The following is a 15,100-nucleotide window of genomic DNA, read 5'->3' on the forward strand; positions in this document are numbered from 1 at the left end:
TATTTGTAGATGATATCGTTATTATAGAAACCATTTCGAGTTCTGTAAATAGAGAACTAAAAGTTTTTTTCTGAAAGTTTGTCATATGCGTTTTCTGTAAGGGAAACAGCCCGTTTCAACGTAGAGGAGATGTACCTAGTTTGTTCCCGTTTCGGCATGACTTCGGCCGTAAAAATATGCTAGGATAAGGTAAATCATAGATTCATTGACGACTGGCCAAAGGAGACTTCATTACAGTGACCATTAAACACGAAATATTCATTGAAAAAGAGCTGGATCTGGTATGGAGGGCTTGGACGGAAGAAGACCGCGTCAAGGCGTGGCTGGCTCCTGCAGCACGGATTGAACCATGGGAAGGCGGCAGATACGAGTTGTACCCTGACCTCAATGATCAGACACCGACCGGATGCAAACTGCTCAAATACGAGAAACCGCGGGTGCTGCAGTTTGAGTGGAAAGGACCTGAAATTTTTGCGGAGACGATGAATCTGGACAGGGATTTAACTATGGTGCAGGTCAATTTCAAACAGCTGGAGGACCTTACCCGCCTCAGCGTGATGCATATCGGATGGAAAAATACGCCGCAAGGCATGGCTGCAAGGCAGTGGCATGTCCGTACGTGGCTTCAGCTGCTGGACGAGCTCAAAGCGGCGATAGAGTCCAAAGATCATATACTTAGCCGGCCGTAAATGGTCAACGTACAAAAAGCCTGGTTCCGTAACATCTACGGCCAGGCTATTTTTTATAATGATATCTGCTCGCATCAGTCTATACGATCTGCTCCCGAATGACCCCTTCAAGTAATATGGTCCGGTCCCTCATGCTCTGCTGTTCCAATTGGTATCGAAGCGTTATCCTTCTTCTATGTACCCGAGCAGCTGCTCCTGCATCTGATGGATGGCGCGTTTTCTCAGGCTGTATTCGGTCAGGTTCTCCCCTTCAAAATGGGCGTAGATCAACCCGGCGGTGCGCAGCTTCGAGATGTGGTCATGGGTAATGCCTTTGGACAGCTGGACATGACTGACGATTTCCGTAAACGTCCGCGGTCCTCCATGCAGAAAGCGCAAAATTTTAAGCCTGCTTTTCTCGCCGAGACTGCGGATCATCCGCAGGTCATGGGTCGGAATATAATCATCGTCTCCCAAATAAATGCGGGAATTATAATGGCAGTAAATTTTCCGTCCATAATGGGTCACCATGTTGACCGGTTGAAAATGATACTGCGGAATGAGCACCAGCTCGTCCGCGCTGTCCACCGGTTTGAACAGCATGCCGTTGGTCGTCTCGTCGACAAAATCCGCCCGGTCCGCGTCCGTCAGCTGCTGCAGCCGCTCCTCTTTCTCCCGCTCCAGCGCCTGCAGAATGGCCGGATCCACGTTCCGGAAGTACTGCTCATACCACTGCTCAAACATCGACCGCGTCCGGGCCAGGAAAACCTCCAGATCCTCGTCCGGAAACTCATTGCCGTTCGCCGTAAACAGCTGGACCAGGTCCTGAATCGTCAGGTTCTCCATCCAGTCCAGGAATCCCTCGACGCCCCTGCCCTCCGGAACGAGGAGGCCCAGCAGGTAAGCAAAGCTCCACCAGTCGCCATTCACGAGCATCTCGTCCAGCATGGCGGCAAATTCCGGCTTGAGCTTTTTCTTGGTGGCCGTTGCCCACGAAGGGGACAGATCGATCTTTTTGTAGGACGCCCGGCAAATATAGGTATGAAGGCTGTTCATAAATTCATGTACGGGCTCGAATTTTATGTCAATGCGGTAATCCAATCCTCGGTTCCCCCTCTCAAATTAGTAATCATTATAACGTGAATGCTACGTGATGTTCCACTCCTTTAACGAATCACCGTGCGATAGTCCAAACGGCATTCGACCGAAATGCTGCCTTTTCAGCACATAATGGAACTCAATATAAGGATTTCTTATCGATTTACTAAGAAAAATTGAAGATCCAAGCTTTGAATATAAAGAGCACAGCGCCGCAGCACTGTGCCCTTTAGAAAGCACCCGCCAATCCGCGGACTGCTCCCGTGAACTTCTCCCTATATGTTACAACTCTACGCGCCCGCTTCCTCGACCATGACCTCTGGCTTCAGGAGCTTAATCCTTGAAATGCGCTTATTATCCGTTTCTTCCACTATGAAAATGTGGCCGTCCAGTTCTGCCGACAGTCCTCTCTGCGGAGGAATCGCCTCGATGCGTGAGTACAGCCAGCCGCCGATCGTATCGTAATCGGATGTATCCAGCTCCAGACCAAAGCGTTCGTTAATTTCTTCAATCAGCATCAATCCGTCAATCGAATATTCGTCGTCACGGATTTTCTCGATTCCCGGACGTTCCTCGTCGAATTCGTCCTGAATTTCACCGACGATCTCTTCCATAATGTCTTCCAGGGTAACCAGCCCGGATGTGCCTCCATATTCGTCAATCAGGATGGCGATCTGGGTTTTGCCCCGCTGCATCAGTTTCAGCAATGCGCTGATCTGGATGGATTCGGGCACAGTCAGGATCGGACGTATCAAAGTATTGTATTCAAGCGTTGTGGAATGTAATAAGTCTTTAATGTGCAGGAAGCCGATGATATGGTCCTTATCCCCGTCACAGACAGGGTACCGGGTCCGCATGCCTTCATAAGCGATCTCGAGATTCTCCTCCCGGGACAGCTGAGTATTCAGACAAATCATCTCCGTTCGGGGAATCATAATTTCCCGTCCGGTCGTTTCCGCAAATTCGAATATGTTATCAACCAGTGCCATTTCCGTATTGTCAATGAGTCCGTTTTTGTTGCTTTCTTTCATCAGAATGCGGATTTCTTCCTCCGTATGCGCCGAGTCCGACTCGGAAGCCGGGGCGACACGGAACACCCGCAGCAGGCTGCCTGCCAATCCGTTCAATACCCAAATGAACGGGTACATCAATTTGTTGAAATAGATCATGATGGCCGACGACATGAGCACGACCGATTCCGCCTTGCGGATGGCCATCGTCTTCGGCGCAAGTTCTCCAAGCACAATATGGAGAATCGTAATGAGCAGGAATGCAATGACGACCGCAATGCCGTGTACAGCTGCTTCCCCAAACCCTAGCGAATGAAGCAAAGGTCTGAGAAGCGTCGCGACCGCCGGTTCGCCGAGCCATCCAAGCCCCAGCGAAGCGAGCGTAATGCCCAGCTGGCATGCGGACAAATACGCATCCAAATTGTTGACGATCTTGCGGGCATACACCGCGCCTCGTCGTCCTTCTTCCACCAAGGTCTCTACCCGGCTGCTCCGGACCTTGACCATGGCAAATTCAACCGATACAAAAAAACCGTTCAATAATACGAGTATAAAAACCCATATCAAACTCGGTAAGGGGTCTCCCAATCTGCTTCCTATTCACCGTCATCCTTGACCGGCAAATAGGTACACCTCCTTCGTAAGTTAAAATGGCGAACCATCGTTATCCACTGCTGCGAATAGGCCGTCAACTTCCCAATGGATTCATCTCCCTTCAAATAAACGAAATCTTTAGCTTAATTTATACACTATACTTAATTATATAATTATACACTACACAGTCAAACGGCAAGGTATGACTGCATCATTCAGGGACGGCCTGATATTTCAAGCAATCGAGCGGTTGCCAGGCTAAAAGAGCCGTCCCTTGTCAATTCAGACACCAGGGACGGCTTTTTCGTCATTTGCTATGGGTTTTATGGGCGAAATGCGGTTTAACGGGTTGTCGGCGGGTTGCCGATAACACCCGGATATTGATAGGTCAGCGGCTCGTCAAATGTGATGTAGTCCAGGTTGATCGTCAGCAAAATAATCCGTTTGCCTGTCGAACGTTCGCTGATAATGATGTGGTCACGGCCTGCCGCCTCGATGACGCCGGTGAATATTTTTGCATTCCACTGCGAGTTGTTTTCGTATGTCATGTAAAAGGTGCCCGTTTTGCCCAGATTCAGGCGAAGTATGTTCTCAACGTACGACTGCTCAAACTGCTGGGAAGGCGGTGCCTGGATGACAGCGCCGGTCTGTGTGATCGGGCTGCCGCTGGTCACTGGCGGAGGAACGGTTCCCGTAGTTCCGGGCTGTCCCATCATCCCCTGATGACCCATCATCCCCTGCTGCCCCATTGGACCCATCATTACGTGCTGGCCCATCGGACCCATGCCGGAGACCCCGGGATAACCTCCTCCAGAATACGTAACAGGTCGGAACGGTTGCGGTATCATTGTGTTTTGCATCCTCCTTTATATATGGCAAATTGGAAAACCATGTCCCATATGCTGCTTGAAGGTCTATCCATAGACTCGTGGGCAATCCGCTGCGGTTGGGCTGAAGAAGCAGTGGGATTTAAAACGTCCGGTTTGTTGCTGGTTGAACCAGGTCGGCGGGCATTCTCCCGTCGGACGGAAGAACCACAGCGCATTGGATGCCGGCCAGGTTCTTTCACCGTTAATCGATCGCCTTGCGAGCCTGATGTCGGCGTCTCTCGCTCTTTGATAGAAGTACCCTTTTTGCGTGGACTCAAACCCGCCGGGACTTTGAAACACCATATCCCGAATGCTGCGGATATTGTTGAAATCCAGGCAGTTGCCGAGCACCCGGTTCACCCCGACATTGCCTACCATCAGCATGCCCAGGTCTCCCTCAGATTCCGCTTCCGCTCTCATAAGCCGTGCCAGCAGCCTGGTTTGCTCCGAATTGGTTTTGATGACAGCCAAAGGTCCATCCTCCTTGCTTCGATGTTTTCCTCTACAGTGTATGTGCATCCGCCCAGTTGGTGACCAGAAAAATTGCGCTTCTTGTCCTTTCCTGCGGCTCATTTACAAGCATTTGACAAAGTTGTCCGTTCCGTAGGAAAGCTTTACATTCGTCTGATTTCCCGTTAACAACGCCTCTCTATACTGGGTAAGGAAAGTCCACATCCTTATAAAGTGAGGTCGAACCAGGCTGATGGAAAAAAACATGACGCTACCCAATCCTCCCCGATCCCGCGCCCGTGCCGGGGCCATCCCGCTGAAATCGCTGCGCGTTTCCCGCTGGAAAGAACGGCTCCTGGCCTATTGCTTCCTGGCTCCTTCTCTTATCGTTTTCGGCATCTTCCTATTTTACCCCCTTGGTAAATCCGTCTACCTGAGCTTGTTTTTGACGGATCCGCAGGGCCGGATTGCCGAATTCGTCGGAACCGACAATTTCAAGGCCATATTGAGCTCGGACCAGTTCTGTAACAGCCTGTGGGTAACCGTAAAATACATCCTGTTCACCGTGCCGACCGGTGCGGCCGCCGCCCTGCTGCTTGCCGCCTTGTCCCACCAGAAGCTTAGAGGCATGAAGATCTTCCGTTTCATCTTTTCTCTGCCGATGGCCGTCTCGGTCGGAACAGGCTCTGTCATCTGGATGATTCTGTACCACCCGACCCTCAGCATTCTGAACTACGGGCTCAGCTTTCTCGGTATCCCGGCGATCCAATGGCTGACCGATCCGAAGTGGGCCCTGCCTTCGATCGCGATGATGACCGTCTGGCTGAACCTCGGCTTTAACTACATCGTGCTGCTGAGCGGCCTGCAGGGCGTTCCGGACGACCTGTACGAAAGCGCCAAGATCGACGGCTCCGGATCGGTGCGAACGTTCTTCCGGATCTCGCTGCCGCTGATCTCCCCATCCCTTTTCTTCGTTGGGGTCGTGTCGATCATCAGCGCGTTCCAATCTTTTGCCCAAATCAACATTTTGACCAAAGGCGGCCCGATGAACAGCACCGACGTCCTTGTGTATAACATTTATCAGGATGCATTCATCAACTATCGCTTCGGCAGCGGCAGTGCGCAGGCGCTGATCCTGTTCGTCTTGATCACGACGCTGACGATCCTACAGTTTAAATTCGGCGAAAAGAAGGTGCATTACCAATGACCCTTAGCAGAATCCAGCAGCCGCTGCTGTACCTTCTTCTGATCCTGGCGTCTCTTGCGATTTTGTTTCCGCTGCTGTACACGCTGTCGTCGGCCTTCATGAGCAGCGCAGAATCGGCGGCGTACCCGCCAAGGCTGCTTCCGTCGGGACTGCATTTCGCCAACTTCGTTCAGGTGTTCCAGACCATTCCGGTGGCCCGGTTTATCGGCAACAGCTTCGTCGTCGCCACGGCCATCATGCTCGGCCAGCTGATGACGGCCAGCCTGGCGGCGTATGCCTTCGCGTTCTTGCGCTTTCCCGGCAAGGCGCTGCTGTTCTCCCTGTTTCTGTCGACGATGATGATTCCGTGGGAAGTCACGATGATTCCCAATTATTTGACCGTACGCAGCTGGCATTGGGTCGATACGTATCAAGGCTTGATCGTTCCCTTTATCGCTTCGGCGTTCGGCACGTTCCTGCTCAGACAGTACTTCTTGCAGCTGCCGAAAGAACTGTTCGAGGCGGCAAAGATGGACGGCTGTGGCCATCTCCGCATCTTTTCCCGGTTGGTGCTGCCTTTGTCGGCGCCGGCCCTGGCGACCCTTGCCGTCTATTCCTTTCTGACGAATTGGAGCAATTATTTGTGGCCTCTGCTCATTACAAACAAGGAAAGCATGCGGACCGTACAGATCGGCATCGGCATGCTGCAGTTTGAGGAGGTCACCGCCTGGAACGTCGTCATGGCCGGCATCGTGGTGCTTCTGCTGCCGTCCCTCCTGCTCCTGATCATCGGTCTGAAGCCGTTGGTGCGGGGAATTACCGCAGGTGCGCTCAAAGGCTAATAACATTAGCCAAACGTCTATCGATGCACATTCAATCCATTTACACTCAATGAACCGGATCGTTGTTATAAGTTGGTTAGTGATCAGGCCGGCTTATAATTTCCGATATCAATTAACGATTTCAAAAAGGGAGAGATTGTTGAAGATGAAACCATTTGGCAAGAAATCACTCGCCATGATGCTGCTGTCCTGCATGATGCTGATTACGGCGGCATGCGGAACATCCAGCGGCGGCCAAGCATCCGGGGAAGATACGGCAAATGCCGAGGCTTCCGCATCCGGCGGCAGCAGTCCTGTAAAAGTGGTCTGGTGGCATTCCATGAGCGGAGATGTGGGAAAAGCGGCACAGCAGCTGGTGGATGAATTTAACGCTTCTCATAAAGATATCGTCGTTCAGGCGGAATACCAGGGGACGTACGACGAGAGCCTAAACAAGCTCAAAGCTTCGCTCGGTTCGGACAGCGGTCCTTCCCTGATTCAGGTGTACGAGATCGGAAGCCGCTTCATGATCGATACCAAGGCGATTACACCCGTACAGCAGTTCATTGATGCGGACCAATTTGACATTTCCAGCCTCGAACCGAACATTTTGAACTATTACAAATTTGACGACAAGCTGTACTCCATGCCGTTTAACACGTCCAACCCGATTTTGTACTACAACAAAGACGCGTTCAAAGCAGCCGGTCTGGACCCTGAGAAGCCGCCGGCCACGTACGCCGAAGTAGCGGAAGCGGCAAAGAAGCTGACCAAGCAGGGACAGGCCGGTGGTTCCTTCGCGATCTACGGCTGGTTTATGGAGCAGCTGCTGGCCAATCAGGGCGCAGAGCTCCTGAACAACGGCAACGGCAGAACGAGTATGGCCACCGCCTCGCAGCTGAACAGTGACGCGGCCGTCAAGACGCTCGATTGGTGGAAACAAATGGTGGACGACAAGTCGCTCTTGAACCTCGGTCGCAAGACGGATGATACTTCCAAAGCCTTTGCCGCCGGCCAAATCGCCATGACGCTCGATTCCACGGCTTCGCTGCGCAGCATCGTTAAGGCTGCTGGTGATAAGTTTGAAGTCGGCACCGCCTTCCTGCCGAAGCCGGACGTCGCAACGAAAGGCGGAGTCATTGTCGGCGGGGCGAGCAACTGGATCCTGAACAATCGGCCGGAAGCCGAACAAAAAGCAGCCTGGGAGTTCATCAAATTTCTGGCCGAGCCAAAATCTCAAGCGGAATGGCACATCAATACCGGCTACTTCCCGATCACGACCAAAGCTTATGACGAACAGAACGTGAAAGACAACATGAAGCAGTACCCGCAGTTCCAGACGGCCGTAGATCAGCTGCACCAAACCGAACCAAGCCTCGCTACCCAAGGCGCGGTGATGGGTGTGTTCCCCGAAGCGCGCCAGCTGACGGAAACGGCGATCGAGGAAGTGCTTAACAACAAAAAAACGTCCAAGCAGGCATTGGATGATGCCGCCAAAGTAATTACGAGCAAGATCGAGGAATATAACAAAACGGTTGGCCATTAAGGTCAACTAATAGCTTTAGCTGAATTCATTTGGGTGCACAGGCAGCATTTTTAGCTTCATCAAACAGGAAAAGCCGGAAGTTCTCTTCTCGAGAACTCCGGCTTTCGTTTTGTCTTTTGAAGGAATTCGTGTCCGCAAGCCGTTATAGGGAGATCGGCGGCATCGTCTTGCCTGTTTCCAAAAAGGTTTTGAGATTGCTGAGAATCGCCGGCCAGCCGTTGTTATACCCTTCAAAGGTTCGTTCCTCATCAACAAAGTCGCTGTCCAGCAAGTTCTCGTGCCTGAGGATCAGCTTCACGACCGAACCCATGGGCTGCAGCTCGAAGTTGACAACGCCCGGGCTGTTCCGCGGCGTGTTGTCCCCTTTATAGGTCCAAGTAAAAGACAGCTGTCTGGGCGCATCACACGCCAGCACCTCACCATAATCGGTTACCTCGCCGCCTCGCAGATAGTTCACGGAAGATCCGACTGTCCACTCGGATTCCACCCGTGTTCCGAAAAAGTATTTCTCGGTCAGGTTACCATCAGTCAGCGCTTGCCAAAGGTTTTCGGGCGTCGCAGCAATATAGGTGACATAAACAAAGGAGCGCGTGTCCATTCGGTTCATTTCCTCCCTCTTCTCATGGATTTCGGAGCTTGTATCATCATAGACAGCAGACATAGGCAAGTCAAGTAAAGCCGCTGCGGGATAGCCATGCACCAAAAAGCCCCGTTCCCAAAGATTTGGAAACCGGGGCTTTCCTATGATGCAAAGACGCGGATAACCGTAATTAATCGCCAACGACCGACGAGTTCGTCAAGGCATCCACTTCGGCCGAGATTCCTTCGGCCAAACGGCGGATGGCCTCCCGGTCGACCGCCTGGTCATAAATTCGCAGAACGGGCTCCTGAACTTCTCTGATTGTGGCCAGCAGGGCGATCGCTTCCTTCATCGAGCGGGAGTAGCGGCCGCGAATTTCGGCGATCTGATCCTCATACTGTTCGTCGGTTCCCGCCGTAATCGCCAGTTCGTAAACATCGAGAATTTCGTCGCCCTCACGGCTCGGAAAATGCTCATGGGGCGCCGTGCTGTCAAAGATCGCCAGGCTCTGCTGCGGGAAAATAATCATGTCCAGGCTGTTCGGATCAAAGCCGCAATGATAAATTTCCGTGTCGACCCCTCGCTCCTCCGCCGCTTTAGCAAGGCGTTTAAACAGCGTCGATTTGCCTGAACCCGGGCGGCCTTTGACGAAGACGCGCTTCTCGAGGCCATCCGTTAAATTCAGAACGTAATCGACGGCCCCTTCACAGGTAGCCGCGCCAAGGAAGCGGTGAACGGCATGGGCACGTCTTGGCCGGATCGGAACAAGATGTTCTTCCGCCCACTCTTCGGCAAGCCGGTCCATGACGGCCCGGTCCAGATTCTGGATGTAGAAGGCTTCCCATTCATCATGGATCCGCAGCGTTTTTTGAAACGTATCGTAGGCTTCGCTGTAAAGCGCGCTCGTTTGCCGTTCGGCTTCTTCTATTTCGCCGGCATGCTCGTTCAGAAGTTCCGTGGAAATCGCATCCTCCAGATCGATCATGCGGATTTCGGTTCCTTCGAGAACCGGATCGGCGCTCCAGGCGTTGCCGTCGACAACCCCAATGCCGATATCCTTCAGGATGAGGCCTTCCAGCCAGTCTCGGTTCAACGGATGATGAATATAGTGAAGGCTCCAGCCCTTTTGGCTCCATGCTTCCGCAAGCTCCGAGAGAAATGCCGAGACCGCCGTCCCTGCCCGGCCCTGCAGTACGAAGACCGTATCCAAGCCGCTCAGCACCGAATCAAACAGCGTATATAAACCGTTCGCCGTATTTCCCCTCGCAAAATAATGCTTCACTTGATCCGCCATACGGGTCAACACTCCTTTGTCGTCCGAAAATGTTTACATCCTATGTTATGCATGGCGGCAGATCTGTGTGAATGCCTAGGGAAAACAGGTTAAGGCTTCGCGGTTCTCCAGTAGTCGTAAGCGTGAACAACGTTTCCGGTATAGGACGGCGAGTCGGCCAGCAGCCCAGGCAGCTTCGCGAGTTCTTCCTCCATGTAGGCGGATCCTTCCTCGGCAAAAGTAATATGGTTCCCTTCCCCGCTGTCCTTCATTTCGACAGAGATGAGAATCGGCTTGCCAAGCTCATTGGCAAAGGCGATCTCTTCCTTGGAGACGGCTGCAATCCCGTTCGTTCCTCCCGCCGTATCGCGGAATGCCATCAGGGATACAAAATCCATCTTGTCGATCATCCACTTGCTGATGGATTCATCCGTGCCGGGGACCTTGTATTTGTCCAGCCAAACGGCCAAATCCATGCTGGCCTGCAGATTCGAATCCTTTTTAATTTCCTGGACAAAAGCGCTCAAATTCCCTGTCCATTCCTCAAGGAGGTGGTCCGGATCCTTTCTCCATTCCGGCAGCACGTACGGCTCGATATCCAGATGGATACCGTGGAAACGCTCGTCCCCTGCCACCTCCTGGTTATATTTCTTCACATAATTCACCAGTTTCATCATCTTCGGCCGGCTCTCCGTCAGTGCCCAAATCGGGTGACCGCCCATGGCGTGAACTTCGATGCCAGCCGCCGAGGCTTCCTTCACAAACGAACGATACGCTTCGACTGGCTGCTGAAGGTCCAGGCGGACGAACAGCCAGTTCAGCTTCTTCTCCTTGGCAAATTCGATAATTTCCTGGCCATGTTCCATGACCTGATTGGCTTCCCATACGTAGGTGCCGCGCACCTGCTTATCCCTGTCAACCGGATCCGGGTCCGGCACTTGGCCGTCTGAAGGTGTCTCAGGTTCCGGATCTGGATTAGGTGCGGGATCCGGTTTGGTGCCTCCCGGCTCTCCGCCGTCCGGCATGTTCTCCCAGTTGCGGAAGTCGTGAATCGCGATGCCACCATACGAGGTATAGGATTCCAGCGCGCTCGACAGCGATGCAAGCGATTGATCCATTTCGCTTTTGCCGCTTCCGTAGAAGGACGTATGTTCCTCACCGGGCATTTGCTTCGTATTAACAGCCACGAGGACTTTGGTTCCGAGCCGCTGGGCGGATTCCATCTCGTCCCTGGCCAGTTCCACGATGCCGTGTTCCGAATCGACCGTATTGCGGTAAGCCAGAACGGTAACATGGTCAAACGACTTCATAAACCATTCGTTCAGCTTCTCGTCGCCCTGGCCCGGGACGGTATACCCGTCAAACCAGAACGGGAGATCGATCCCGAGGTCCAGCTTGGAGCCGGATGCGTGCGCTGCATCCAGGAACGCTTGTATATTATTGATCCATGTCCCGATGACGCCTTCCGGGTCCGTGCCCCATTCTGGAAGAACATAAGGTTCGATGTCCAAATGGATGCCGTCGAATTGGGCTTCAGATGCTTCAGCGTTGTTGTAATCGTTTACCCAATCCACCAAACCCACAAGCCGGTCACGGTGCTTGGTCTGAGCCCAACCCGGGTCTCCACCGAGCGCATGCACGGCAATGTTGTCAGCATGAGCATTTTTTATGAAAGCTTCGTATTCGCTTGCCGGCATGTCCCGATTAATCTGTAAGTAAATCAAGTTGATTCCTTGGTTTTGAGCAAAGTCAAGCAGGTTCTTCCCGCCATCCTCGATCAGCTCCGTCTGCCATACCCATGTGGCTTTAACTGGTTCGGAAGGGGACGAAAACCCCATCAGCAGCCAAGCCGAAAGGCACATCAGCGCGGTCAGCAGGATTCGAGAACTTTTGACAATCATAATTTCCCTCCATTCCTATAGATCTCTAGTAGAACGGAGTAATTATAGCATTGATGTCGAAAAAAGAGATGAGCCCAAGTCCTTATTAGGCTGGGCTCACCTCGGGCAGCAGGTTTCCCGACTGCATAGAAGGAACTAAATTCTCCAGTTAATTTTTTCCTTTTACAAGGCTATAGAGAAAAATTGGAAAGGATTAGTACCTTTTGATTAGTCGAAAAGTTACGGTTCATATATCATTTTGCGGGTCATGCCCCCATCGACTACGAGGTGGGTCCCGGTTACAAATGAATTGTCCGGATCTGCCAAATATAGGCAGGCACGGGCGATATCATCCGGTTTACCTACTCGTCCCGACGGATGCTGACTGTGGTCCTCCTCCCGCAGGCCGGAGTAGTCACCCGTTTCGATCCATCCCGGGCTGATGCAGTTGACACGGACCCCGTCCGGCCCAAGGGAGACGGCCATCGCATGGGTCAAGGCCACGATCGCACCTTTGGAGGCGGCATACGCCTCGGAATTCGGCTCCGACATGAGTGAACGGGTCGACGCCATGTTCACAACGGATCCATGAATCCCCTTCTCCTTCATGATCCGGGCCGCTTCCCTGGTCGCCAGAAAACAGCTGCGGACATTGGTGTTCAGCACGTCGTCCCATTCGTCCACCGTCAGATCGTACGGCGACTTCCAGCGTGACACGCCGGCATTGTTGATCACGACGTCGAGTCTCCCGTATTCGTCCAGCGCCGTCTGCATCAGCCGCTTGATATCCGCTTCGCTTCGCACGTCGCACGGGCAGAACACGGCTTGTCCCCCATCCTGGCGGATGGAGGCGGCAGCTGCCGCACCTTTCTCCTCATGTTGATCACCCAGGACGACCAGCGCGCCATGCCGGGCAAAAGCCCGGGCAACCCCTTCTCCGATTCCCTGCGCCGCCCCGGTCACCACGACGACTTTTCCTCCAAATGACATGACCATTCCTCCTTTAGATCTAATCTCGATGTCTCTATTTAACCTTAACGCAGCCGGGGAATCAAGAAACGTCCGTACTGCAAGCCGCCCGCGCAAATCAGAAAAAAAAGCGCCTCCGGCAGAGCGATCTGCCGAAGACGCATCCATTTCAATGCTTTGGATTCGTGTTCCGAAACTATGGGTTCATCCTCCGAAAAGCGCCCGGGGTGCCTTCTTCACCGGATACGCGCATGTAGCGCTGAAATCCCAGGTATCTCGTACCCTGGAAGGTAAGACGGCCGGCGTCGCCCTCGGCGCATAAACCGTACTGCTCGCCGCTGACCGTAAATTCCATCCGGTCGCCGCTCTCCACTTCGAAAGTAAGGTAATAGGTCGTTTTCGTATAGCTGGATAGATGGTCATTGGTATCTTGATGCTGATGATGGCTGACCTGACTGCGTTTGCTGACAATCCGGGAATCCACGGTGAGCACGGGCTGCTTGTTGTTGCGCCCCCACTGCAGAATTCCTTTTCCGGCAGACAGTAGAATAATTCCGATAACAACGACAAAAAAGATCGGCATGACCTTTCCGAAGAAATCGAACATCCAGAAAGACGTATCTCCCATGCTCTTCCCCCTTCCATCCACCAGCTTCAAGCTTCACAGTGACACACATAGCATGGTCATTAACAGTATATGCGTCCATTCGAAGAACTTGATGCCAATCTTACGGGATCAGAGCACTTTCCATGTAATTCCCCCATCAATCGTCTGAAGGAGCCGCGATCGCATTTCGTCATTTTTCATAACGAGCATCCAGCCGACTCGCTGGGAGCTGAACTGCAGCTTACCGACCTCGGGATATTCCTTTAATATACTGGTCAGCACGCGGCTTGCGGGCAGCGGCATCCACGTCTTCCCTTGATCTTCGGTGTGATACATTAGATTGCCGACCAGAGCCCAGCCTTGTGTAGAATTAATAAATGAAGGCCGGAGCGACTGGTTTACGCCCTTATTCCAACCCAGGTTAAAAGGGGTGAAAGTCCAGGTCTGGCCTTGGTCCGTCGTGAAAAAGCCGTTGTATTTAGCTGAATCGCCGACCTGGCAGCCGACGGGAATCCAGCCTTCCGTATTGGACGTATCGAAAAATTCCGGGCTTGACGGAATAAATCCGCTGCAGGACGCCAGCTTGTCCCGGTTAAAAAACGCCGGTCCTTCACTCCACTCGCCGCCCCCATCCTGTGTACGGTACAGCTTTGGCACCCCAAGCTCCTGAATCATCGCAAAGCCTTTTGACGGGTTGGTAAAAGTCATGCCCATCGCATAGCCGAGCGGCGGAATAGCGCCCTGCGTCGACGTCTGATTGCTGCTGATATAATTATGCATCACCATTTTCCATTTGGCTCCGCCGTCTTCGGTTTTATACAGCGTTTTATCCTGTTTGCCTGTCGATGATTCCGCGGTCAGCATAATCCAGCCGACATGATTGGAATCGAAAAAGATCGAGGTCACCTTGTTCTTGTCCGGGATGGAGGCCACTTTCCAGGAACCGCCTCCGTCCGACGTATGCAGCACGATCGTCTCCGACGTGCCGGAAGCGCTGCGGACCACCCAGCCGTTCATCCGGTCCTTGAAATACAGGTCTCTTCCATATTTTAAATTGTCGGGAAATTGTACATTGGAAGCCGGCGAAATGTTGACCCACGTTTTTCCGTTGTCTTCCGTGAGGTACATCCGCAGTTCATTTCTCGTCAGTCCCCACGCGATGCCCGTCGTCCCGCTTAGAAGCTGGAAATCCGTCAAGCGGGTCTGTATTTGGTATTGGGATGGATCTTCCGCAGCGGCCTTGGCTGATTCTGTCGGCACCACGGTCAGCGTTTGTCCCAGCTCCGCAGGCTCAGGATTCGGGACAGGTACAGACGCGGGTTCTTCCTTCTCTGATGTGCAGGCAGAGAGCAATAAACAGAACAGGAGACCCATGCCCGTCCATTGTTTCCACCGTTTCATTCTCATTCCTCCTTCGCTGAGGACCCTTACACTCAAGTCATCTTCTAAAATAAATATTATAACATAAAGAGGTGCTCACGCCAGTCGGATACGACTGGTATGCAATGGTACACAAAAATACCCGGCATCCTCATGAAGGACACCGGGT

Annotated in this window: 14 protein-coding genes; 4 read left to right on the forward strand and 10 right to left on the reverse strand. The window is 52.7% G+C overall.

From position 1 onward, the window contains the following. Nucleotides 1-236 precede the first annotated feature (236 nt). Nucleotides 237-689, forward strand: a complete 453-nt coding sequence (locus GCU45_RS03135) for an SRPBCC family protein (protein ID WP_167527072.1) — start codon at nt 237-239, stop codon at nt 687-689. Between the two features lie 162 nt (nt 690-851). Here the strand turns inward: GCU45_RS03135 and GCU45_RS03140 are convergent, their stop codons facing one another. The 4 genes from GCU45_RS03140 to GCU45_RS03155 form a co-directional block, all read right to left on the reverse strand. After that, nucleotides 852-1,769 (reverse strand): ArsR/SmtB family transcription factor, encoded by a 918-nt coding sequence (locus GCU45_RS03140; RefSeq protein ID WP_244364413.1) that lies wholly within the window; start codon nt 1,767-1,769, stop codon nt 852-854. Nucleotides 1,770-2,056: 287 nt separating this feature from the next. Beyond that, nucleotides 2,057-3,364 (reverse strand): hemolysin family protein, encoded by a 1,308-nt coding sequence (locus tag GCU45_RS03145; protein WP_076171613.1) that lies wholly within the window; start codon nt 3,362-3,364, stop codon nt 2,057-2,059. A gap of 347 nt (nt 3,365-3,711) precedes the next feature. Then, entirely contained in the window at nt 3,712-4,218 is a 507-nt protein-coding gene (gerQ, locus tag GCU45_RS03150) for a spore coat protein GerQ (RefSeq protein WP_167527073.1), read from the reverse strand. Nucleotides 4,219-4,284: 66 nt separating this feature from the next. Then, on the reverse strand, nt 4,285-4,710 hold the full coding sequence (locus tag GCU45_RS03155) for a cell wall hydrolase (protein WP_076171610.1): 426 nt from the start codon (nt 4,708-4,710) through the stop codon (nt 4,285-4,287). Between the two features lie 229 nt (nt 4,711-4,939). On the opposite strand from GCU45_RS03155, the gene GCU45_RS03160 reads away from it, so the two are divergent. The 3 genes from GCU45_RS03160 to GCU45_RS03170 all read left to right on the forward strand — a co-directional run bounded on the left by GCU45_RS03160 (nt 4,940) and on the right by GCU45_RS03170 (nt 8,242). Beyond that, nucleotides 4,940-5,896, forward strand: coding sequence for a carbohydrate ABC transporter permease (locus GCU45_RS03160; protein ID WP_425281284.1), 957 nt, complete (start codon nt 4,940-4,942; stop codon nt 5,894-5,896). Further along, a complete protein-coding gene (locus GCU45_RS03165) occupies nt 5,893-6,717 on the forward strand; it encodes a carbohydrate ABC transporter permease (RefSeq protein ID WP_152398034.1) in 825 nt (274 codons plus the stop codon). Before GCU45_RS03160 ends, GCU45_RS03165 begins: the two co-directional genes overlap by 4 nt. A gap of 145 nt (nt 6,718-6,862) precedes the next feature. Next, nucleotides 6,863-8,242 carry an ABC transporter substrate-binding protein gene (locus GCU45_RS03170; protein ID WP_152398035.1) on the forward strand — a complete coding sequence of 460 codons (1,380 nt, stop codon included), beginning with the start codon at nt 6,863-6,865 and terminating at the stop codon, nt 8,240-8,242. A gap of 142 nt (nt 8,243-8,384) precedes the next feature. On the opposite strand, the gene GCU45_RS03175 is transcribed toward GCU45_RS03170, so the two are convergent. From GCU45_RS03175 to GCU45_RS03200, 6 genes are all read right to left on the reverse strand, one after another. After that, the gene (locus GCU45_RS03175) at nt 8,385-8,849 is read right to left on the reverse strand and encodes an SRPBCC family protein (RefSeq protein WP_208837099.1); all 465 of its coding nucleotides are present in this window, start codon (nt 8,847-8,849) and stop codon (nt 8,385-8,387) included. A gap of 163 nt (nt 8,850-9,012) precedes the next feature. Further along, entirely contained in the window at nt 9,013-10,116 is a 1,104-nt protein-coding gene (locus GCU45_RS03180) for a hypothetical protein (protein WP_152398036.1), read from the reverse strand. Between the two features lie 89 nt (nt 10,117-10,205). Continuing rightward, nucleotides 10,206-11,996 (reverse strand): glycoside hydrolase family protein, encoded by a 1,791-nt coding sequence (locus GCU45_RS03185; protein WP_152398037.1) that lies wholly within the window; start codon nt 11,994-11,996, stop codon nt 10,206-10,208. A gap of 219 nt (nt 11,997-12,215) precedes the next feature. Then, entirely contained in the window at nt 12,216-12,965 is a 750-nt protein-coding gene (locus GCU45_RS03190; RefSeq protein WP_152398038.1) for an SDR family NAD(P)-dependent oxidoreductase, read from the reverse strand. Nucleotides 12,966-13,140: 175 nt separating this feature from the next. Then, nucleotides 13,141-13,572: a DUF2500 domain-containing protein gene (locus tag GCU45_RS03195; RefSeq protein WP_152398039.1), complete on the reverse strand. Its 432-nt coding sequence runs from the start codon at nt 13,570-13,572 to the stop codon at nt 13,141-13,143. A 108-nt stretch (nt 13,573-13,680) separates the two neighbouring features. Then, entirely contained in the window at nt 13,681-14,952 is a 1,272-nt protein-coding gene (locus GCU45_RS03200; RefSeq protein ID WP_167527074.1) for a WD40/YVTN/BNR-like repeat-containing protein, read from the reverse strand. Nucleotides 14,953-15,100: the final 148 nt, after the last annotated feature.

Source organism: Paenibacillus cellulositrophicus (assembly GCF_009363095.1).
GTDB classification, from domain to species: Bacteria; Bacillota; Bacilli; order Paenibacillales; family Paenibacillaceae; genus Paenibacillus_AQ; species Paenibacillus_AQ favisporus.

What these genes read in the sequence shown, in the direction of transcription:
- gerQ (WP_167527073.1), bottom strand. Translation starts at nt 4,218, where the DNA reads ATGATACCGCAACCGTTCCGACCTGTTACGTATTCTGGAGGAGGTTAT.
- GCU45_RS03165 (WP_152398034.1), top strand. Translation starts at nt 5,893, where the DNA reads ATGACCCTTAGCAGAATCCAGCAGCCGCTGCTGTACCTTCTTCTGATC.
- GCU45_RS03170 (WP_152398035.1), top strand. Translation starts at nt 6,863, where the DNA reads ATGAAACCATTTGGCAAGAAATCACTCGCCATGATGCTGCTGTCCTGC.
- GCU45_RS03175 (WP_208837099.1), bottom strand. Translation starts at nt 8,849, where the DNA reads ATGAACCGAATGGACACGCGCTCCTTTGTTTATGTCACCTATATTGCT.
- GCU45_RS03180 (WP_152398036.1), bottom strand. Translation starts at nt 10,116, where the DNA reads ATGGCGGATCAAGTGAAGCATTATTTTGCGAGGGGAAATACGGCGAAC.
- GCU45_RS03185 (WP_152398037.1), bottom strand. Translation starts at nt 11,996, where the DNA reads ATGATTGTCAAAAGTTCTCGAATCCTGCTGACCGCGCTGATGTGCCTT.
- GCU45_RS03190 (WP_152398038.1), bottom strand. Translation starts at nt 12,965, where the DNA reads ATGTCATTTGGAGGAAAAGTCGTCGTGGTGACCGGGGCGGCGCAGGGA.
- GCU45_RS03195 (WP_152398039.1), bottom strand. Translation starts at nt 13,572, where the DNA reads ATGGGAGATACGTCTTTCTGGATGTTCGATTTCTTCGGAAAGGTCATG.
- GCU45_RS03200 (WP_167527074.1), bottom strand. Translation starts at nt 14,952, where the DNA reads ATGAAACGGTGGAAACAATGGACGGGCATGGGTCTCCTGTTCTGTTTA.